This is a genomic window from Glaciecola sp. G7-5 (assembly GCF_055808975.1).
The window spans coordinates 280,837-301,515 of record NZ_CM147892.1 but is presented as its reverse complement, the minus strand read 5'-3'; the positions used below and the strand labels follow the sequence as shown (position 1 = coordinate 301,515).

Annotated in this window: 15 protein-coding genes; 4 read left to right on the top strand and 11 right to left on the bottom strand. The window is 42.5% G+C overall.

Annotated elements, in window-relative coordinates:
* Positions 1-24: 24 nt before the first annotated feature.
* The 3 genes from AC0L6H_RS01240 to AC0L6H_RS01230 all read right to left on the bottom strand — a co-directional run bounded on the left by AC0L6H_RS01240 (position 25) and on the right by AC0L6H_RS01230 (position 1,597).
* The gene (locus tag AC0L6H_RS01240; protein WP_473392073.1) at positions 25-411 is read right to left on the bottom strand and encodes a rhodanese-like domain-containing protein; all 387 of its coding nucleotides are present in this window, start codon (positions 409-411) and stop codon (positions 25-27) included.
* Positions 412-502: 91 nt separating this feature from the next.
* Positions 503-1,000, bottom strand: coding sequence for a YcxB family protein (locus tag AC0L6H_RS01235; RefSeq protein ID WP_473392072.1), 498 nt, complete (start codon positions 998-1,000; stop codon positions 503-505).
* A gap of 126 nt (positions 1,001-1,126) precedes the next feature.
* Positions 1,127-1,597: a TspO/MBR family protein gene (locus AC0L6H_RS01230; RefSeq protein ID WP_473392070.1), complete on the bottom strand. Its 471-nt coding sequence runs from the start codon at positions 1,595-1,597 to the stop codon at positions 1,127-1,129.
* A 193-nt stretch (positions 1,598-1,790) separates the two neighbouring features.
* Here AC0L6H_RS01230 and AC0L6H_RS01225 point away from each other — a divergent pair, with 193 nt between their 5' ends.
* The gene (locus AC0L6H_RS01225) at positions 1,791-3,107 is read left to right on the top strand and encodes a sugar MFS transporter (RefSeq protein ID WP_473392067.1); all 1,317 of its coding nucleotides are present in this window, start codon (positions 1,791-1,793) and stop codon (positions 3,105-3,107) included.
* Positions 3,108-3,139: 32 nt separating this feature from the next.
* Here the strand turns inward: AC0L6H_RS01225 and AC0L6H_RS01220 are convergent, their stop codons facing one another.
* The 4 genes from AC0L6H_RS01220 to AC0L6H_RS01205 all read right to left on the bottom strand — a co-directional run bounded on the left by AC0L6H_RS01220 (position 3,140) and on the right by AC0L6H_RS01205 (position 11,752).
* Positions 3,140-3,349 (bottom strand): hypothetical protein, encoded by a 210-nt coding sequence (locus tag AC0L6H_RS01220; RefSeq protein WP_473392065.1) that lies wholly within the window; start codon positions 3,347-3,349, stop codon positions 3,140-3,142.
* Positions 3,350-3,478: 129 nt separating this feature from the next.
* Positions 3,479-5,854 carry a penicillin-binding protein 1C gene (pbpC, locus tag AC0L6H_RS01215; protein WP_473392064.1) on the bottom strand — a complete coding sequence of 792 codons (2,376 nt, stop codon included), beginning with the start codon at positions 5,852-5,854 and terminating at the stop codon, positions 3,479-3,481.
* 112 nt (positions 5,855-5,966) lie between these two features.
* Positions 5,967-6,464 (bottom strand): alpha-2-macroglobulin family protein, encoded by a 498-nt coding sequence (locus AC0L6H_RS01210; RefSeq protein WP_473392062.1) that lies wholly within the window; start codon positions 6,462-6,464, stop codon positions 5,967-5,969.
* Positions 6,465-6,523: 59 nt separating this feature from the next.
* Complete coding sequence (locus tag AC0L6H_RS01205; protein WP_473392061.1) at positions 6,524-11,752, bottom strand: alpha-2-macroglobulin family protein; 5,229 nt, start codon at positions 11,750-11,752, stop codon at positions 6,524-6,526.
* A 642-nt stretch (positions 11,753-12,394) separates the two neighbouring features.
* Here AC0L6H_RS01205 and AC0L6H_RS01200 point away from each other — a divergent pair.
* Positions 12,395-13,069: a choice-of-anchor E domain-containing protein gene (locus tag AC0L6H_RS01200; RefSeq protein WP_473392059.1), complete on the top strand. Its 675-nt coding sequence runs from the start codon at positions 12,395-12,397 to the stop codon at positions 13,067-13,069.
* Positions 13,070-13,196: 127 nt separating this feature from the next.
* Here the strand turns inward: AC0L6H_RS01200 and AC0L6H_RS01195 are convergent, their stop codons facing one another.
* Positions 13,197-14,177: a GGDEF domain-containing response regulator gene (locus tag AC0L6H_RS01195; protein ID WP_473392058.1), complete on the bottom strand. Its 981-nt coding sequence runs from the start codon at positions 14,175-14,177 to the stop codon at positions 13,197-13,199.
* 342 nt (positions 14,178-14,519) lie between these two features.
* Here AC0L6H_RS01195 and speA point away from each other — a divergent pair, with 342 nt between their 5' ends.
* Positions 14,520-16,481 (top strand): biosynthetic arginine decarboxylase, encoded by a 1,962-nt coding sequence (speA, locus tag AC0L6H_RS01190; RefSeq protein ID WP_473392056.1) that lies wholly within the window; start codon positions 14,520-14,522, stop codon positions 16,479-16,481.
* A 25-nt stretch (positions 16,482-16,506) separates the two neighbouring features.
* Here the strand turns inward: speA and AC0L6H_RS01185 are convergent, their stop codons facing one another.
* The 3 genes from AC0L6H_RS01185 to AC0L6H_RS01175 form a co-directional block, all read right to left on the bottom strand.
* Positions 16,507-17,340, bottom strand: coding sequence for a GGDEF domain-containing protein (locus AC0L6H_RS01185; RefSeq protein ID WP_473392055.1), 834 nt, complete (start codon positions 17,338-17,340; stop codon positions 16,507-16,509).
* Positions 17,316-17,723, bottom strand: coding sequence for a hypothetical protein (locus AC0L6H_RS01180; protein WP_473392053.1), 408 nt, complete (start codon positions 17,721-17,723; stop codon positions 17,316-17,318). The genes AC0L6H_RS01185 and AC0L6H_RS01180 overlap by 25 nt, the downstream gene beginning before the upstream one ends.
* A gap of 186 nt (positions 17,724-17,909) precedes the next feature.
* Positions 17,910-19,031: a serine hydrolase domain-containing protein gene (locus tag AC0L6H_RS01175; RefSeq protein ID WP_473394443.1), complete on the bottom strand. Its 1,122-nt coding sequence runs from the start codon at positions 19,029-19,031 to the stop codon at positions 17,910-17,912.
* A 174-nt stretch (positions 19,032-19,205) separates the two neighbouring features.
* Between AC0L6H_RS01175 and AC0L6H_RS01170 the strand changes: the two genes are divergently transcribed.
* Entirely contained in the window at positions 19,206-20,675 is a 1,470-nt protein-coding gene (locus AC0L6H_RS01170; RefSeq protein WP_473392052.1) for a DNA-3-methyladenine glycosylase 2 family protein, read from the top strand.
* Positions 20,676-20,679 lie beyond the last annotated feature (4 nt).

The following is a 20,679-nucleotide window of genomic DNA, read 5'->3' as shown; positions in this document are numbered from 1 at the left end:
ACTAGTGCGGACCTTTGTTAAACACTAATTTTTGGTGTCAGCGTCTGCACTCTTTTCTTCAATGATCAAATCAGAAATGCCGCCTAGGTTCGTTACATTTGTAAACCCTTGGGATTCTAAAAAATCTTTCGCTCGCCCAGCGCGACCGCCCGAACGACAATACAGGGCAACGGGCTTGGTTTTATCTAAATCTTGAAATCCTTCGCCATCTAAAATGTTGGTGTGGGGGAGATGTATGGCATCGGGGTGATGACCCGCTTGCCATTCTGCGTCGCTACGAACATCAATTAACTGCACATCACTTTCAAATTGTTGATATTTCACTTCATCTTTTGCCCAGGCTTGTGAGGCCAAAAATGGCGCTGTGCAAAAAAGCGTAATAGCAGTCAATATGCTTATAAATATTTTCATTTCGTTACCTTTTATTTTTCAATGCTTGAAGTAATTTTTGTATTAATGATAATTACTATTACGCACGAGTTTAGTGATTTAGGTCAATTGCCTAATCATTCTTTACACAAAGTTGTTTGGCTTGTGATGCGATAAAGTCGTTCGCACCCTCTGACAAGCAGCGACGTGACAAATAGTTCCTGCCACCCTTGTGGTAAAGCAACCAACCCTGTTTTGTTTGTTCTATTGCGGAAAGGTCATCCCAAAGCAGTGTCGTGTCTACCGAGAATGATTTACTATTTACGCCCTTGTCATCGATAGTAAGGGTAAGTTCAACATTCGCAGCCTCGCTAATCATTTGCCGAGCTAGCCACCATGGTTTTTTAAAATAGACGCTACAAGCGTCAACACAGCCCAATATCACGATAAACCAAGCACCGTAAGGGTTGAGATCGCTAAAGTATAAAATAGCAAAGCCTAGCAGTAATAATACTATCGCTTTTTTATATTCCGAGATACTAGCATTAGTGGATATTGATTCATCGAAGGTTTCGCTGAAGTGGCTCTTGTCTAGTTTATAACGGGTTGAATAGTGAAAGGGTTTAACCATGGTAAGACACATCTAACAGTAAAAACCTAGTGTACCTATATTCGGCAAAATATGACAGTCGCGTCAGCGCAAGAGCTCGCTTTCTGACTCTCGTTTTTGCTGCTGAAAATGCGCTAGCCATTAGCGCTAATTGTAGATGACAACGTAAAGATTTAATGACGCCGCAATTAACAACCAAACAAAATAAGGCAATACGAGTAAGGCTTTGCTTTTTAGAATGGCGCTATAAGCAAATAGAAAGTAGCTTACAAGCGCGAAAAGTGCGCTTATGACCACAAAAGCAAATAACGTTTGGTGAAAAACGAAGAAAATTGGATTCCAAGCAACGTTTAATATCCATTGAATAGCAAATAAGATGATGAGCTTTTTTCGTTGGCTTACAGCCTTATAAGCAAAGCCCATAAATACCGCGTAAAGAGCCATAATCATGGTCCAGGCTGCCCCAAAAACCCAGCCAGGTGGGGTCCAAGGAGCTTTGTTTAAGCCTTGGTACCACGGACCGTTGACTGCCTCGGTTGTTGCCATGCTGCCTATTGCTAAGGCCGCGAAGTTGATGACGACAAAGGTAAGAATGTATTTGAGTGTACTAATATGCATAATTTTTTAATGCTACTAAGTGTGGTCGCTTTGGCACACAGCCTAAGCTAAAAATGCAGGCGTGGCAATTGTGCTCAGGTCACCTTTGTGTTTACATACTTTTAGTGAGGCGATAAAAGTTTGGATTACGACGCTGGCTAAAAGTGATCTAACTATGTAGTGAAGTGTGGATTTAATCGTTAAGAGGTATTGCATGTTAGACAGCCAAATAACAGATAAGCAAACGAAAACTAGCAGTTTTGTGCCAATGACAATTATTGGCCTGCTGTTTTTCTTGTTTGGTTTTATTACTTGGTTAAATGGCGCACTAATCCCTTATTTACAAATCGTTTGCGAATTGACCGAAGCACAGGCTTTATTCATTGCTTTCGCTTTTTATATTGCCTATGTTGTTATGGCATTACCCATGTCTTGGGTCCTCGACAAAACAGGTTATAAAAACGGCATGGCTCTGGGACTGGGCGCCATTGCTTTTGGCTGTTTGTTATTTATTCCTGCTGCGCTTTCACAAGCATTCTGGGTCTTTCTCGTTGCACAATTTACAGTAGGCACGGGCTTAACTATTTTGCAAACCGCGTCAAATCCCTACATCGTTAAGATAGGGCCAAGTGAAACTGCTGCGGTACGGATTTCAATAATGGGTATATTGAATAAATTTGCGGGTTTTTTGTCTCCTATTATCTTCACGACTATGGTGCTGAGCGATTTCTCCAACGTCAATGTGCAATATATGGAAACTTTGCCCGAATTTGCAAAGCAAGAGAAAATTTATATCTTAGCTAACGCGCTGGTGACGCCTTATACCTATATGGCGCTATTGCTAGTGATATTGGGCATGTTACTTAGGTTTTCTTCTTTGCCTGAGCTTGCTTTGCCTGCGCGTGAAGGCGATGTAGATAACGATAAATCGGTATGGGCTTTTCCGCAGCTAATACTTGGGGTGGTAACCCTATTTTTTTACGTGGGGGTTGAAGTTATTGCGGGGGATACTATTGGCCTATTTGGTTCTCAGCTAGGCGTAGCAAATGCGACTTCACTCACGTCATATACCATGGCGTTTATGGTGTTTGGCTATTTGTGCGGATTAGTCCTTATTCCTCGCTTTCTTTCACAGGCCCAAGCATTGGCAAGCTCCGCTATCTTTGGAATTTTAATCAGTCTTTGTATTGTTTTTGCTGACAGTCAATCTACCATTATTTCACAGTTATTGTGGGCATGGACGGGACTACCTGAACTACCTAATAGTGTTGCTTTAGTTGCGACTCTCGGTTTTGCCAACGCGATGGTGTGGCCGGCGGTTTGGCCTTTGGCGCTTGAAGGGCTTAACAGATTAACAGCGCGCGGCTCGGCGTTGTTGATCATGGGCATTTCTGGCGGGGCAATACTCCCGGTGTGTTATGGGTATTTTGCGCAGAGCTTTTCTAGCCAGGGCGCCTATTGGATGATGATACCCTGTTATAGTTTTATTTTGTTTTATGCGCTCAAAGGACACAAGCTAAGAGCTTGGTAGAGTTTGAGAACGCTTGTTGAAGCACTCGTGCCTTAAAATTCTTTTGTATTCGCCGTTAGGTCAATAATTTTAGCGCTAGATCCAATAGATAGAATAGATAAAATCATCATCAATAAAGCAACTGTCGTTTTATCATAAGGCAATAGGTATGACGCGACGGTGACCGATACCAAAGCAATGGTAGAAAAAAGCATAATGATAAAATATTGAGCTAAGGTTAACTTTCCAGAAATGATGAACATGATTTTGTCGCAACGTAAATAAAGAATCGATAAGTATTTATCGCATTTTTTTGCATATTCTTGAGTGAAAAGTGCATGAAAAGATGTTGAGACTTACTATTTACTTATTGTGGTACACGACGCTTATTCTTATCTCACGGCTTGTACATTTACGCGAAGTGACGCGCTTCTACCTAAATCGTCACTTACGTGCACCTCATGTGTTCCCGGGGGCGCATACCAGATAACGGGCGCACCATCACCTGTTGCAGTAAGATCGCTACTTGCAATATATTCGCCATTTGCAAACCAATATAAATAGCTCGATTCGGCGTCAGCGTTTGCTATTAGGGGAATAGCAACAACCTTACTAAGGCTATCTTGCACGACATAGTTTAACTGCGCTTGGGGCGAGCTAATAAGGGGTGCTTGACCGATAATAGGCACCTTGTCTAATTTACATTCGGGCGCAAATTTCGGCGGCTTTTCGAAATGAATGCCGGCTTTGGAAAACAAGTTTTGAAAGTCTGAGGGCCAAAATGCATATACTTTCTTCGTTGCGTTTTGATGCAGGGTGTCACACTGTCTAAAACCCGTGTCGTTGTCTACCCATACGCTGCGGTAAATATTCGTACTTTTGATGGGAGAAACGCCCGGAATAAAAAGAGATGTGCTTTTTTCTGGGCACTCAGCTTCGTATAAATCACCGGTGTTTTTGCAAATTGCTACCCGTTTCAGATTTAATGCTTGTAAGGATGTTGCGGGAAAAGGGGTCAATTGGAACGCGTCTTCAAGCGCATTTTCAGGATTGGAACTTGGCTTGTATTGTGTAATAACATCAAGCAAATTGAATAGCAGAGGGCCTGCCGCCGTTCTGCCTATAAACGCATTGTTGCCTTCGCCCTCAAAGTTTCCAATCCAAACTGCTAGCACATAGTCCCCGCTTATCGCGACAGCCCAAGCATCTCGAAATGCCCAAGAAGTACCAGTTTTCCACGCGACCTTTTGCTTTATTTTTTGTTTGCTAGCTGTCGCGATTGAACTGATTGCGTTTGGTCGTGGATTTTTACTTAGCATATCAAAAACTAAAAAAGCCGCTTCAGGACTCAGCATTGAATGCGCTTGTTTGCGTAAAGTCACATCGACCTTATTATTTTGTGAGTAACTACTTACTATCTCTCTTTTTTCACCTAAATTAGCTATTGTGGCATATAGGCTCGCTATTTCTAACATACTGACTTCAACGCCGCCTAAGGCGAGCGCTAAGCCATAAAAATCTGCGTCCTTTAATTCAGATACTCCGGCATTGACAAGGAAATCATAGAAAGTCAGCGTCTGTTTATTATTTACCTGCTGTTGAATCAACTGGTGTTGAAGTTCAACCGCGGGTACATTACGGCTTTTGATAAGCGCATCTTGGGCCGAAATTGGCCCCACAAAGCCTCTGCCAAAATTCTCTGGTGAGAAACCTGCATATTTATGAGGCAAGTCTTTGAGCATGCTCATAGGGTGAATTAAGCCAGCATCAAGGGCAAGCGCGTACACAAAGGGTTTTAGTGTTGAGCCTGGCGAGCGCTTAGCAAGCGTGCCGTTAACCTGCCCATGAATACTGTTGTTATAAAAGTCAGCCGATCCGATCATGGCTTCAATCTGCATGCTTTTGTAATTGAGGAGTAATGCACTCGCGTTTTTAAATCCTTTGCTCTTATTTTGTAAAATGTAGCTTTGTAAGATCTGTTCTAAACGCGATTGAATTTTTAGCTCAATGCTTCCTTTTATGACTTGTTGTTTTTTTAGTGCCTGTTGCGCAAGTAGATAATCTACAAAATGAGGGGCATGGTAAGGCAGGTCTGTGCTTTTACGCACGGCTAAGGGGAGTGCGTTAAGTGCTAGTTCATCCTTGTCCTTTGGATATTTTTCTAGCCAGCGTTCACCTAGGCGCTTCTTTGCATCTTGTATTTCCAAGAGGCCCTTTGCTTTGGATGGGTTACGTTTGCTCGGGTTTTGCGGGACTACCGCTAGTGTCATCGCTTCACTTAAGCTAAGTGTTGATGCTGGTTTATTGAAATAAACAAGGCTTGCTGCCCCTATGCCTTCAATGTTTCCACCGTAAGGGGCTAAATTTAAATAAGCTTCTAACAGTTGCTGCTTGTTATAGTGACGTGATAGTTGAAGCGCACGAAAAATTTGGATGAGCTTACCGCTAGGCGTATTTGACGGAATATTCCAACGTAAGCGAGCAAGCTGCATAACAATAGTTGATGCGCCGATGCGACGTTCTTTTAGCACATAGGTTTGCCAAAATGCTCTTAATAGTGCGCTGTAGTCGACGCCAGAATGTTCATAAAAATCTTGGTCTTCGTAAAGAATCGTCGCTTCTTGAATATTGTCCGCTATGTTACTGATTGGCGTATACAGGCGGTAACGGTCATCTTGGGCCAAGGAAAGCCTGAGCAACTGGCCTTCGCGATCATATACCACCTGCGAATAGCTTTGATAGCTAAATAGCTCAGGTTTTGGCAGCAAGAGGTAGACAATAGCGCCTATACTCAGCACCAGGCATGCGAAAACGACAATCTTAAAACGCCGTGTTAGTTGCGAGTATGCGCGCTTTAACAAGACCTTAGCTTCGCTATGACTAGTCAGCTTCTGTCACCTTGATACTTCCCGCTTTTGACATGCCGCTTACGCTACGATCATACATCGCTTCAGCAAAACTTGCCGGGATCGTGAATGTGCCAGCCGCGGTGACCTTCACCTTGTAGCTTATTTCTCGCATTTGTTTATCAACATTGCCATAAAAAACGATGCGGTCTTCACGAATATCGACATAGTCAGACTGCCAGCGTCCGCTGCGCCTATTAAGCGATTCGCGGATGACCTCAAAACCTCCGGGCAATAAATCGACGATGGCGACGTTCGCGATATTTTGTTGCTGTGTGGCCCGCACTCTTAATCTAACGGTAAGTTCATCACCTTGCGAAGCGCTATTGGTGACTTCGCCATTTTCATTTATAAAGGCGCGTTGAATCTCGATACCATTAATACTTGCTTCACTTGGTATTTTCGTTTGATAACCTGCTTGCATGTTTACATAATACAGACCACCAGCTTTTGCCAAGACATCGGTTGGCATAGTTACATGTATTTGCTCAGTATCCGTTGGATAAAGTGCGCTGGCAAAGGGTCTATAGCTTACATCAAGGGGGATTTTGATTGGCCGATGCTAGCGCTAAAACTAATCTGTTTATCTAAGGCTTCAAGTAATTCATGCGCTTGGTTATCGCCCGCATTTTTATTAATCGCACTATTGACTGCTTGGTGATATGCGCCTAAGGCCAGCATGCTGTAGGCTGCTGATACCGTGTTATATTGGCCTTTATAAATACTTTGGGTAATGTTCAAGAAGGCCTGTTTTGAAAGTTCCTTAAGTTGCTCTGGGAAATGCTTCGCAAGAAGCAATAAATACTGTGCATCTAAGCTTGTGCGCGGTGCTAAGCCGGCGAAAGCTTGGTCTACTTGTTGTGCTTTTTCACTTAGGTCATAGTGCTTAATGAGTGCATTGGCTTTGGCGCTTTGTTGCATTAGGCTATAGCTAGCACTTACATACGCGCTGAGTATATCTTTGTGCCACTTATTTTCATGTTGTTTATCTAATACGCCGACCAAATCGATAAGCAAATTACTCGTTAGCACGCCACTTGACGTCAACAAATAAATCATTTTTGCGCGGCGGCGAAGCTCAAGCAAAGAATAAGTGCTATTTTGTCTCGATTCACTAACATAAGCTTGGGCGCTTTCTTGTAAATAGCGCAAACCGCTATCTAGCATGTCTTGAGGCACCGCAAAGTTAAGTGCTTGGGCTTCCATTAAAAAATGCATGACATAAATCGTGGTATCAAGATCATTGTCTATGCCCGACCAATATGAAAAACCGCCATCATAAGATTGTCGCTGCCTTAATTTATCGATGACCTCAGTAAAATGTTCGGCTACTTTCTCGTTGCTAGGTGCATATTGAGGAATACTCGATAAACCAACTAAGGGGAAGACCTGACTCACAATTTGTTCGGTGCAGCCGTGGGGATATTCTGCTAAATAAGCACTTAGGCCCTCGGTAATAACTAATGGACTTGTTGAAGCCTTGATCATTTGCTGAGATTGCGCTTGAAACAGCCTTAGCGGCGTTTGTAGGCTGAGCGTGCCATCATTGTTTACACCGGTCGTAATATTGACTTCAAACGGCATCGCAGGGCGTATGCTTAAGCTTTCACTAATGGCTGATTGCCAAGTTTTACCTTCTGCATCGGTCATATTTACCTTGATAGTAATCTTGGCTGCGCCAAGTAGCTGATTCGCTTTCACCCTAAAACGTAATACATCTTCTTGGTTTTCGTTTAATCTTAGTTGGCCGCTATTTTCACCAATGATGCTCAAATGAGGCGATGAACTTAAGCTGACATTGACAAGGGCATTTTGGGGCGAGTTTTCAACTAAATTGGCGACACTAACACTGATGTCAAACTCGTCTGAAGGTGCGGCTTGATTGAGTACATTTGGGCTTATCACAAATGGACCACGAACAAGCGTGTTTTCTTCGCTTCGCCCCATACTTTGCTCGCCTACTGCAATAGCCATAACGCGCAGGGCACCGGCGAAGTCATCAGGGACATTAAATGTGTAAGTATTATTACCTTTTGTTGCATCGACCACCCCCGACCAAAACACCGCAGGATCTTTAACTTTTCTTTCAAAGGGGTTTTGTGAACGGGCTCTGCTTTTTGACATTTGCGACATCATCATTTCGGCTTGTGCGCGATCGGCAAACATGTCGCCACCCGCGCCAGACAGCATTTGCGTAAGCGCAAAGTCGGGCAGGATTAAATCGAGTATTTGCATGGTTTGTACGTTCAAAGCTCGTTTTTTAAAGAAGTGCGCCAGTGGATCTGGCGTGCGGTATTTAGCTACCTGTAAAATACCTACGTCTACCGCAAACACTGCTACTTTTGCATCTTCAGACACATTGAGGTCGATGGTCATGGGTTTACCGGGCTGGACGACTTTCTCAACCTCCAACTCAAGCGCTAAATTACGTTTTGAACGGTCAATAGAAAAGGGAACTACCGCGTAGCTCAACGGACTCGTAAATATCTCTTTAGAGGCCACATCGCGCACGAAGGCAACGTTTACATAGGCGTTGCCCTCTAAATTTTTCGGAATGCTAATGCGCTGAAGACTACTTTTAGTTGTGCTTTTGAACCATGTAAATGCATGTAACTTATCGCTTTCAATACTAATTAGACCACTGCCAGCGTAAGGTGCTTGAATACTCAGTTCAATGGTGTCACCTGCTTGATAATCCGCTTTATCTAACACAACTTTTAATTCGGCACTTTTTTCTAACTGGCCGCTGTCGTTGCTAGCGCCAACTACGGTGTAGTTAGTGCTGAGCACGACCTCATTGTTTTCGTTTAGGATCTCAAGTACGAAATTACCGGCTTTGCTTGTCTCTAAGCTAACAGTGTTAAAATCTGCCGCTAACGAGAAAGCACCTTCTTTTATAACTTCGCGTTTCTCGATGCTCTCATATTGATAGCGCCCGTTATATTGTTGTACGAGCGTAGAAATACTTTGCACTTGGCTTAACCGAAGTCGCAAGCGCTCAAGTGAAATCGCCTCTAAGGTATTATTTATGGCAATAATGTCGAGATTGCGAGGGCTATTCATATTGATGAAATTGAGTTTTCCATCACTCTTATAACCAAGCAAATAGGGCGAGGGCGAATACAAAATACTAGTGTTAACGCCTACAGAGCGTCCGCCAGAGGCTTCATAGCCTTCGCTTTGTATGTTTAAGCGATAACTTCCTTTGCTATAATTGCTTAAGTCTATCTCAAGGGTTGCTTGACCGTCTGCGTCACTGACTAATTCTGGCAGGCTTTGTTCAATGCGCTTTAAACCATCATTACTGTCATTTTGCTCTTGATGCGAATAAAACTGTACGTCATTATAATCTTCAAAACGAAATTGCATGGGGCTTAACGTCAGTTCGCTGGTGACTTTGCGGCCTTGCGCAGGTACGCCAAACAAGTTTTGTATTTTGAGTTCGTTAATTAAGGTGGATCCGGTAAACCATCCTTTGCGCGGCAGGTTTACGACCTTACTTGTCATTGACATAGTGTCAGCTTGAAACTCTTCTACGCTAAAGCTGAGTGAACCAACTAGGCGGTCGCGAGTACGTCTACTGTTATCACTTATAAGATGTAAACTGGCATTATAGGCTCCGGTTTTAAAGCTTTTTTGCGTGTTAAGTTTAGCTTCCATAAAGCCAAATTTGGATAAGGTGATTTTTTCGCTATACACTTCATTGTATTGCGGATCGCGCACAACTAGTTCAAGGGGAATGCTATTTAGGTTTTGTAGGTTTTTACCTTTTACGATCATGCCCATATTGACTGTTTCGCCAGGTCGGTAAATACCTCTATCAGTAAACATATAAGCGTTTACGCCTTCATTTTTACTGTTATAAGCGTACTCTCCGCCCACGTCAAAGCGAGAATAGTTTATTTGCCGGGTATAACGGTTGTAAGGAATGAACGAGACGTCATTTTGTTGCTTGACGATGTATACAACCGGCTCGTTTTCACGCTTATATCCTTGCGCGGAAGGGAAGGTAACATGGCCTCTGCCATCGCTCCTTTTACTAAATAAGGTCGTCCCGTTTTTGGCCACAAGTTCTACAAGGGCGTTTTGCACTGGCTGCCCGGTGGCAATAGATTGTACAAATATATCTTGGCTGTTATTTTGACTGCGTTTGACTATTAAGCCCAAGTCAGTAATTAGCACGAGTAACTTGTCACCCACATTGTAAATCTCGCGGTCATAGCGCGTGTCCCATGCTTTTATCTCAACGAAAAAGAGGCCTAAGCCAGCTTCCTCTTTATTTATTAGCTTGTTTAAATCCACAGAGGCGTAGCTCGCTGTTTTTAAGTCGCCCCTATTATTATTCATTTTTATAAATTGACTGCTAAACTCAGCCAAATTGTTTTCATTAAAGCGCCAATTGTAGAAGTCAGGCTTGCTAATATCACCTTGGGTTTGTGAAACTAAATGGTATAACTGGCCATCTTTAACTTTACCAATACTGACTTTTACATCACTTATACCGCGGGTTGAAAAAGCCAGTCGGTGTTCGGTGGAATGAGTCAATACCGAGCCTTCACCAGCAATGATGACTTCTTGTGGATAGGGTGGAACAGTGACAATGTTGTCAACAAAAGTACGTTGTATAAAGCCATTGGCTGAACGTAAGCCTGGTGCTACTTTGAAATAAAGTTGTCGACCAGGTTCTACGTCAATTTTCATTTGATAATGATGACTGTTTGCTTCGGCATTTGGCATAAGTACAAAATCGACTTTTTGTGCTTCCTCTAGCACATTGCTGTTTATCTCTCTTGGACTTTGCCAATGTTTGACACGCGAGTGCTGAGCGTCTTTTTCAAGCTGCTTATTGGGTAATAAATAGAGGCTAAATTTATCTAGTATTTCACTGCGTGAGATGAGGTCGCTAAAACTAAGCAATATAAATTGTTCAGGCTCATTTTCAGGTGAACGTAATACTTCAATACCTGATTGCTCTAGCTTCAAGTAACTATAAACATCGGGTACGACTATTTTGCTCGCGTATTTCTCATTAGTTGTTTCACCGCCATACAGGCTTTTTACACCAGCATCTACTTCAACTTCAATGATACGAGGCTGGTCGGGTAAATTATCGATCGCCGCTATTGCGCTAATAAACGTCGAATCGTCGCTAACACTTAGGCTATATTTTTGGGATTCACCTAGCTCGTTATCGTCTAACTGATAGGCCATTGTGAGCGCTCTTTCAACGCTATTTATGTCTATAGGATAGTTAAAGCTCATTTCGAAGAAAACCTGCTTCAGGTTATCGTCAAGGCTCAGGCTAAATTCGCTGTATTCAATTTGTCCTTTTAGTGCTTGCGTAGAAAAACGATACGCATCATCACTAAAGCTTTCTTTGGTTTCAAATACAGATGGCGCAAAGTTTACTTCGTACTCTTGTCCTGCGGGCCATGGTGTCTCGGGTGTAAATGAAAGTGTACGATCGTCTTGCCAAGTCCAAATGCCGGCCTTGGCTGGATGCATCGTGATCCCATTGAGTACTTGCTCACCTACCAATTCTATAGGTGCTACAGAGGGGAAATCTGCTCGCATTGTAGTATGAGAAGGCGCTAAGCGAGTTTCAGCTATCGCTTGTGGAGCTTCTTTCGCGTTCATTGTTGATGAGTTATACACAAATTCTACAAGCAGTGGTCCGCGTCCGGTTTTTTCGCCATTTTCGCTCTCGTAAAATACATTGGGAGGTGTAATTACTGCATCAACTAAGATTGGCGTTGGCAAGCTCTGGTAATACTCGTATATCTTGTACCCTGAGACACTTGCAATTGCGCATAGTAGCAGCAAACTTATCAATTTTAGCGGGCTATGCTTTGCAAGCCTAATAAGATATGAGAGCCACGCTGGCCTTGACCACGAAAAATTGCCAAAAATGAATGTAAAGACGCTACTAATAAAGACCAAGGGGAGTAGTAGAATTTGCAGAAATAATGGCATGTTTGGTCCTTAATTTGAGGCGTCTTTGGTTTGTTTACGCGACACTTACTTTCTGGATTTAGGGCAAAATAAAGGGATAAAAGTTCATCTAAATTAGGATATTTACACTTTTACACCTTCAATAAAGTCGTGTTTATTAGCATCATACTGTACAACACACAACAATGCTAAACACCTTGCAAAATGGGCATTCGCGTGCAAAAAATAATTGCCCTTTAGGCAGCTTTTCAGAGCTCCATTTATAGGCTGAGTGTCAGGATTTTTTACACATCTATAAACATCTCTTAATGTCCTATGCTATCTTGCTGAAAAACCTAGCGAAATATTTTTGGCTCGATAATTGCTTTCCTAAGCCGTAATGAATCGATGATTGTTTGCTAACCTAGCTGACTTGAGTTCATTACCATGAAAAAAAATAAGGAATATACTATGTTGAAGAAAATTTTATGTGGAGCTACACTTTTATGTGCGGCGGGTTTCACAAATGCTGCTACTCTAACGTTTAGCGATACTGTAGCCGTTGCTACTACTAACTTTACTACTACTGTTGATTTGCAAAAGTTCGATACAATGGGCGGCACTCGCGTTCTTGAGTCAGTAACTTTTTCTATCGACGGAAGCATCTTCGGTTCAGCTGAAGTTGAAAGTAGAGACGCAGAAGCTGCGACTATCGTTACTAAGCTTGAAGCTGTTCTTACTCTTGCTGACGCAATGATGAACACGCTAGTTGTTACTATCCCAAGTGTATCTAACACTTTCAATGCTACTGCTTATGATGGTGTTTTAGATTTCGGTGGAACTTCTGGTATGAGCTGGTTAGATTTGACTGCTAACCAATACGAAGAAGCGACCTTTATGGACGCTGGTACACTAGCATTCTTCAGCGGTGTTGGCATGTCTACTTTCTCATTTGATGCAACTGCTACAAGTTCATCAACTGGTGCTGGTAACCTTACAAGCGCATTTAACACTTCTGCTGGTGGTTTAGTTTCAGTTGTATACACATACTCTGACGTAACTGTTCCAGTATCTGCTCCTGCTCACGTAGCTCTATTAGGCCTAGGTCTTTTAGCTTTCGCTGGCGTAAGAAGAAGCCGTAAGTAATTATTTGCTAACGCAAAATACTTATATAAAGGTTGCCGTCTAGTACGGCAACCTTTTTTTGTGTCAGCTTTTTATACACTTTTTGTACGATAGTTATTAGTCAGCTATTCCTTGCCATCTTAAGATTTTAATTGTCTTCAGGGTTTAGGCCGTCAACGCCAAGAATCTCTTCATTCCTGTAAATCTGGCCAGTTCCTCTTTGTTGAGCTTCAAATAGCAAGTCATCAGCCATTTCAAATAGCTGTTCTGGTTCACCACCGCCAGCAGGTGCTGCTACTGCCTGTCCAATCGTGCAGGTAATGTGGCGCGCATTAACTTGTTGGTTAACAATAGAGTTTGGATTGTTAAAGCGGGTCATGACCTCTTCGGCCTTTAAGCTCGCGCCACGATTACTGCAATCAGATAGTAGCAATGCGAAAACGTCGTTGCCTAAAGACGCAAATAAGTCACCAGGTCTTCCCCCAACGGAACATAGGTTATCAGCGATTGAGGCGGTAAGGCTGTAATATTCATCTTTGCCGTATTCTTGCTTAAATTGCTGCATATTATCAATGCGGATTAACAATAGCGCTAGATGATGCCAATAGCGGGCGCACCTTGACCACTCTTGCTTCAATACTTCTTTAAACTTACTCGCATTGGGTAAGTGGGTAAGTGGATCGATATAAATAAGGGATTCTAAGCGCTTTGTTTTTCGGTAAACGCTAATATGGCGTTTTATTCTGGCAACTAATTCGGTCACCATTGGTGGCTTGGTAACAAAGTCAGCACCGCCAATTTCAAACGCCTGCGACTTAATTGTTGGCCCCGATAGCGCCGAGATAAATATAATCGGAATATCACGAGTGAATTGATTTTCTTTAATTCTATCGCATAAGGCGAGGCCGTCTTCGTTGGGCATCATTATATCGAGTATGATTGCATCAGGCAGAGGAGCCCTGTTTAATAAGTCCCATGCTTCTTTTGAAGATTTGGCAAACATCATTGTAAAATGTTGCGCTAAACCATTGGCATAGAGCTTTAGCTCAATTTCGTTGTCATCGACCACCATCACTCTATATGGGGCTTGCTTGTCCAGTGCGTTTGGTGATGAATCCATGCTTTCCATGTGTTGTTCAACCTTGCTTCATGTTAACGTTTGCGCGCTCATCGCTTGCAATCAGTTTAAATGTAGTTAGTAGGACAACAAGCAATATTGGACAATAAATGTATGTAAAACGACTGCTTCATCTACTTTCATCCTTATAGTTATATCACGATGAAAAACTATTACAATTAGATAAAGGTATATATCTTGGACAAAGTTAATGAGGCGTACCTGCACTGCCTTTTAAAAAGGCCAAATTAGTATTTCGTTTATACGCATAGGCAGATATACTTACTAGCTCATTCTCGTTTCGCCTTCGCTAAGCAAGGTCTTTCAAATCGCTACACTACAAGGTTATTTTTAATGCCAAAGAAATCATTAGAGCATTCGCCAAAGCAATGGAATAGTGCCGAAAACTGGTCCGTTACAGACGCTGAACGAACTTACGGCGTGTCGAGTTGGGGCGGTGGATATTTTAAAATCGGTAGCAATGGCAACATACATGTCATTCCTGATCAAAATCAATTAGATATGAATATTGATTTTGCATCAGTTTTGCAAGAGATAAGTGAAGAAAACATTCAGTTCCCTGTGGTTGTCAGATTCCATGACGTATTGCGTTCACAGGTAGTTAGTCTAAATGAAACCTTCAAAGAAGTGATTGGTGAAGCCAACTACAATGGCAACTATAATGGCGTTTACCCAATCAAGGTCAACCAGATGCGCGAAGTCGTTGAAGAAATTGTTGATGCAGGTGCCCCTTATGATTTTGGTTTAGAAGCGGGTTCAAAACCCGAATTACTGGCTGTACTTGCTTACAATACTAACGCCAATTCGCTTACCATCCTAAATGGTTATAAAGACGAAGAGTTTATTCGACTCGCGCTTTTAGGTCGTAAACTAGGCCGTAAAGTGGTGGTGGTTATCGAAAAGTTCAGTGAGCTGCTGTTGTTGGTTAAAATTAGTAAAGAACTAGATATTGAACCTATTGTTGGTCTTCGTAGCAAAATGCGCAGCAAAGGCCAAGGCCGGTGGGTTGGCTCAAGTGGTGACAGAGCTAAGTTTGGCTTAACCATTTCTGAAATCATCAAAGCGGCTCGTTATCTTGAATCAGAGGGCATGGCACACACGCTGAAACTATTACATTTTCATATTGGTAGTCAGTTGCCCGATATTCGCGCCATTAAAGATGCTGTAAATGAAAGTGCGCGTATTTATGCAGAGCTTCATAAGCTTGGCTTTAAACTCGAATATGTTGATGTAGGCGGCGGACTTGGTATTGACTATGATGGCAGCCGTTCTACCAATGATTCTTCACGAAATTATAGCCTACGCGAATATGTAGCGGATGTTGTGTATGGTTTGCGTGAAATGTGCGATCTTGAAGGTGTTCCCCATCCGCATATTGTTTCTGAGAGCGGCCGTGCGTTAACAGCCCATCACAGCTGCGTTATTACCGAGGTCGTTGGCGAAATAAAACCAGAGGGCGTTGATATCGATACCAGCGCAGCAGAAAACGAACATATTTTGCTTAGAAATATGCGAGACTTGCATAACTCCTTAGCGACCCATCACAGCTATCAAGAAGCGTTTAACGATGCTTCACAGTGGAAAGAACAAGCGTCACAAGCCTTTAAGCTGCGTGTCATCAGTATGGAAGAGCTAGCCAAAATAGAGACCCTATATTGGCAGGTCCTTCGCTTTGTAAACGACTACTATCAAAAAGCTGACTTTGTACCTGAAGACATGCAAGATCTCGATTATGCTTTGTCCTCACAGTACCTATGTAATTTTTCTATTTTCCAGTCAGCTGTAGACAGCTGGGCTATTGGACAATTGTTACCTGTAGTGCCTTTGGTAGGCCTTGATAAACCGCCTGCAAAAAATTGTTCATTGGTTGATATTACCTGTGATAGTGACGGTAAGATAGACCGCTTTGTGGTTGATCATAACATCACCAATATATTGCCACTGCCTGAACTAAAGCAAGGCGAAAAATGTTATTTAGGTTTGTTCTTAACTGGCGCATACCAAGATGTTATGGGTGATATGCATAATTTATTTGGTCGTTTAAATGAAGTGCATGTGTTCAGCCACGATGATGACCCAGAAGATTTTTATATTGAAGAGATTATCCAAGGCTCTACTGTTGAACAGGTTTTATCTATCATGCAGTATCATCCAAGTGCAATGGCGATTGATGTGAAAAAAACCATCGACAAGCAAGTTGCTGCTGGAAATATTAAACCGCGTGAAGGGGTTAAATGGACAGACTTCTACGAAGCCTGTTTAAGTGGCTATACTTATTTACAAACTCCCAAATAAGGCACGTACTTTGCTATTACTACTGTTATAGCGACGCACTTTGATTAAGGCCGTTATTTTCATTGAAATGTACACGGTTACGGCCTTGGCGCTTAGCTTCATAAAGTGCGGTTTCAGCATGTTTGATTAAATCAATGGGTTTAGCTCTGGTAAAGGGCATTAAGTTTGTAACACCAAGGCTAATAGTGACGCTTTTCAAGGTAGTTAGTTTAGTGGCAGCGTGCGGGAAGCGTTTATTTTGTATTTCGTGTTGTAGCTTAGTGGCAAAAGCAATAGCACCTTTAATGTCAATATTGGGTAAAATAATTGCGAATTCTTCACCCCCATAACGCGCAACCAAATCGCCCTTTCTACTTGCTAAAGAGTGCGCTATTTCAGCAAGGTTTGTCAAACAAGTGTCACCCGCCACATGCCCATAAAAATCGTTATATTCTTTAAAGTAATCTACATCAAACATGATGATGCATAATGGTTGGTGATTACGGTGCGCTCTGCCAATTTCTGCCTCAAGAGTTTCTTCGAAATAACGGCGATTAAACACACCGGTTAAACCATCTCGGCGATTTAACTCGGCAAGTTGTTGCTCTATCATTGTACGCTTATCACGCTCTTGTTGATGTTGTAAGCCTAGCAATATCGACTTATTAAAGGCCTTGCTAATATTATCGACCAAAGCAAGAACGGTCATAGAATACAAGCCCATGGTAAGCGCGGTTAACAAGCCACTTTCGCCGCCGTAACTAATCAGAAAATAAGCCGGGACAGCCATGATGGGAAATAAAAAACTTATTACAGCATATGCGCTAGCGCCGTATACCATGACCGAGCCTGAGCTTAACGCAACTGCAAATAAGCCCATTGATACGATGTATTCAGGTTGGTCAAAGGGGGTGAAGTAAACAAACGCCAGCGCGTAAATACCCCCATTATCGCTGAACAACCCACCCACACGTGCAACCACAAATGCGTGTTTTCATCATCGCTATAACGTTTGTAGGCGCTATACAAGAAAAGCCTAAGGCAGGATACAAAGCACACTGCACCTAACCAAAGACTCAGCTCTTTTAAATCAGCTACCCCTGCCAACCAAAACACAATTAACATGCTGGCTAAGGTATTGCCAACGGCGATTTTAAACGTATGCCCGAAAAGTTGCTGTAGTAACGCTTGATTCGTTTTTTGCGCGACACTTTGTTGGGTGGCGCTATTTGGGCTTATTAAGTCAAACGGACTGGGTTGCATCAATACTAAATCCTCACAAAAAATTTGCAGTATTTAAAACACGATAGTTTTCATGAGACAGAGTATACAAGTGAGTTTGTGGCTATTGTTGTCGATAAAAACACTTAAGCGCTAATTTTTATACGCAAAGTATTTTGTTAATGACAGTTTATGACTAATTTTACTGTTGTTGGCGGGCTTGTTGCGTTAATTTTGTGGGCTTTGGTTGATAACTGCTTGCTCCCAAAACTTTGCGCTAATGGTGTTGATCATATTACTTTCGGCATTCATCAATATTGCTATACCGGTTTCCAACGTAGGCGAAAATGCCACGTCTGCGCGATAGCCTTGCACCCAACCACCATGGTAGTTAAGTTTGATGCCTTTAAAATTATATACTCGCCACCCTAAACCATAATGGGCTGTAATAAGATGCTTGCGCCATTCACGGCGACGTAATTCGTTTTTGGTTTGTACGCGTGGCTGAGTCATTTGGCTTATCATGGTGGCATTTACGACCTCAGGATATTCAAGCAACATGGCTCGTAGCCAAATTTCCATATCCTTTATGCTAGCATTAATGCCTGCAGCAGGAGAGAAGCGATAATAGTCATCTTTTACTTTTACTTGTCGCCATTTAGTACGAGAGAGCGCAGCATGAGGTTTTGCCCAGTTTCCTGATTTTTCAAGTGCCTCTCGTCCTACCGTCGACGACATTTTTAAAGGCGAAAACAAATGCTTGTTTAGTTCATCTGAATAAGATGAGTTTTGTGTTTGATAATATTCTTCTAAAATTCCAAACAGCGCGTTTTGATAGGTGTAACAATAGCCGGGTTTACAAATACTGCTTAGTTTGCCAAGTTCATTTAACACGCGTGGACGTTCATAGTCGGCTTCAATAAGATTGTCGTAGGCGTTGGGCATAAAGCCCGCGGACTGGCCTATTACATGGCGTAATAAAATAGGTTTTTCTTGATAGTTATCAATAGTATAAGCTGGGGTCAGTTGTGACAAAGGCGACTGCCAGTTTAGAATGTTCTCGCCATTTTGCTTAGCCACTAATGTAGCGGTAAAGGTTTTGGACACTGACGCCAAGCGAAACTTAGTGTCTTCATTAATAGCATTGCCACCACGCTCAGTTACGCCGTAATATTTAAATTGCGCGGGTTGCCCCTTTTGCACTATAACAACAGCAAAGCCTGGGATGTTGTACTTCTGCGCTTCTTTTACAATCGTATTAACGTATTCTTTAACCCACTTGTTGTTATCAGCTTGCGCCCACGAATTGCTCACGCACAAACTTAAGATGAGCAATAATACCGTGCGCATCTGGCGCAGAGGCTTAAAGAACTGAGCATGTTTATTTAAAAATGAAGTCATATTCCAACTTAGTTTTGTTGCCACTGCATTGGTCTCTCGGATTGACTATAAGTTCCGAAAACAACGTGTTTTTATTAAAAGTAGGTGTACTATTTACCCAAGTTTATCATTTATTGGCAAAACATGTTAACTCAACAAGTATGTGAACAAGCAAGACTAAGTCGCGATCCGCGATTTGATGGGCTATTTTTTGTTTTAGTTAAAACGACTAGAATATTTTGTCGAAATACCTGCAAAGTACGCATGCCACTTGAGAGAAACGTCGAATACAGTGACAGTGCCCAGCAAGCTTTAAATCAAGGCTATCGCCCATGTTTGCGCTGTCGACCCGACAGCGCTCCCCACTCTTGTGCATGGCAAGGTGTTAATACAACGGTTGTACGCGCAGTTAAGTTATTGACTCAAAAGCTCGACCTAAGTATCGAGTCTGTCGCCTCGAACTTGGGAATAACAACGCGTTATTTGAATAAGCTCTTTCAAGATCATATGCAGATGTCGGCTAAGCGATATCGCATTTACCAACAAGTTCTTATGGCGAAGCAATTGTTACAACAAACGCGGTTACCTATTGAAAATGTTGCCGAGTCGGTTGGTTTTCCAAGTGCTCGTCAATTACAGCAACACGTGAAAACCTACCTGCGTTTAACACCTTCGCAGTTACGTAAGAGCAATGATAGTGATCAACACATTTTACCCAAAGATGCATTGTCTGAAACTGTGCACTTATTACTCGCCTATAGGCCACCGTATAATTGGCCACAAGTACGCGACTTTTTCGCGAAGCGACAAATCCATGGGAATGAAATCATTGGTAAAAATCGACTTCAAAAAATACTAAGGATTGAAGCGGACGAAGTAAGCACTAACAAACAGCAAGATGCAATTAATATAAAGATAGATGTTGAATTCTTAGCCAATAAAAACGCTTTTTGTTTGTCCTTTAACGCAGCACATTCTCGACATACCTTAGGCATTATTGCTACTGTCAGGCGCATGCTCGATCTCGATGCCAATCCCCAATGTATTGAGCGCGCACTTAAATCGGCTGGGTTACGCGATGAACAAATAGTCCCGGGACTGCGGATACCTGGCGTGGCAAGTGAGTTTGAGGCGGGCTGCAGGGCAATATTAGGTCAGCAGGTGTCGGTGGCCGCCGCGGTTAACAAAGTCAATCAACTGCATGCGCACTTTGCAAAGGCGCAGGGTCATGAAAGTTTAGAATGTGGATTTGCATGCCCAAGTGAAGTTGCCAACAGTGACTTACTATTTTTGAAAATGCCCGCCGCTCGGCGACAAACGCTAATTGAGCTAGCCAAGTACTATGATCGTAAAACGACTCTACAAAGCACTGCTAGTGCAGCAAACACTGAAGAGAATCATAACAGCCTTATTGGGATCAAAGGAATAGGCCCATGGACAGTTAACTACATTGGACTTCGCGCAGTGGGCGAGACCGATATTTGGCTTGATAGTGATTTGGTGATAAAGCAACAACTTGCCAAACTTAATCAGCTAAGGGGGCCATTAAAGCCTGAACTCGCTGCCCCTTGGCGCAGTTATTTAACTTTAAATTTATGGAGTCTAGCGAAATGAGTCA

What these genes read in the sequence shown, in the direction of transcription:
- AC0L6H_RS01240 (WP_473392073.1), bottom strand. Translation starts at nt 411, where the DNA reads ATGAAAATATTTATAAGCATATTGACTGCTATTACGCTTTTTTGCACA.
- AC0L6H_RS01235 (WP_473392072.1), bottom strand. Translation starts at nt 1,000, where the DNA reads ATGGTTAAACCCTTTCACTATTCAACCCGTTATAAACTAGACAAGAGC.
- AC0L6H_RS01230 (WP_473392070.1), bottom strand. Translation starts at nt 1,597, where the DNA reads ATGCATATTAGTACACTCAAATACATTCTTACCTTTGTCGTCATCAAC.
- AC0L6H_RS01225 (WP_473392067.1), top strand. Translation starts at nt 1,791, where the DNA reads ATGTTAGACAGCCAAATAACAGATAAGCAAACGAAAACTAGCAGTTTT.
- AC0L6H_RS01220 (WP_473392065.1), bottom strand. Translation starts at nt 3,349, where the DNA reads ATGTTCATCATTTCTGGAAAGTTAACCTTAGCTCAATATTTTATCATT.
- AC0L6H_RS01210 (WP_473392062.1), bottom strand. Translation starts at nt 6,464, where the DNA reads ATGCCAACCGATGTCTTGGCAAAAGCTGGTGGTCTGTATTATGTAAAC.
- AC0L6H_RS01200 (WP_473392059.1), top strand. Translation starts at nt 12,395, where the DNA reads ATGTTGAAGAAAATTTTATGTGGAGCTACACTTTTATGTGCGGCGGGT.
- AC0L6H_RS01195 (WP_473392058.1), bottom strand. Translation starts at nt 14,177, where the DNA reads ATGGAAAGCATGGATTCATCACCAAACGCACTGGACAAGCAAGCCCCA.
- speA (WP_473392056.1), top strand. Translation starts at nt 14,520, where the DNA reads ATGCCAAAGAAATCATTAGAGCATTCGCCAAAGCAATGGAATAGTGCC.
- AC0L6H_RS01185 (WP_473392055.1), bottom strand. Translation starts at nt 17,340, where the DNA reads ATGGGCTTATTTGCAGTTGCGTTAAGCTCAGGCTCGGTCATGGTATAC.
- AC0L6H_RS01180 (WP_473392053.1), bottom strand. Translation starts at nt 17,723, where the DNA reads ATGCAACCCAGTCCGTTTGACTTAATAAGCCCAAATAGCGCCACCCAA.
- AC0L6H_RS01175 (WP_473394443.1), bottom strand. Translation starts at nt 19,031, where the DNA reads ATGCGCACGGTATTATTGCTCATCTTAAGTTTGTGCGTGAGCAATTCG.
- AC0L6H_RS01170 (WP_473392052.1), top strand. Translation starts at nt 19,206, where the DNA reads ATGTTAACTCAACAAGTATGTGAACAAGCAAGACTAAGTCGCGATCCG.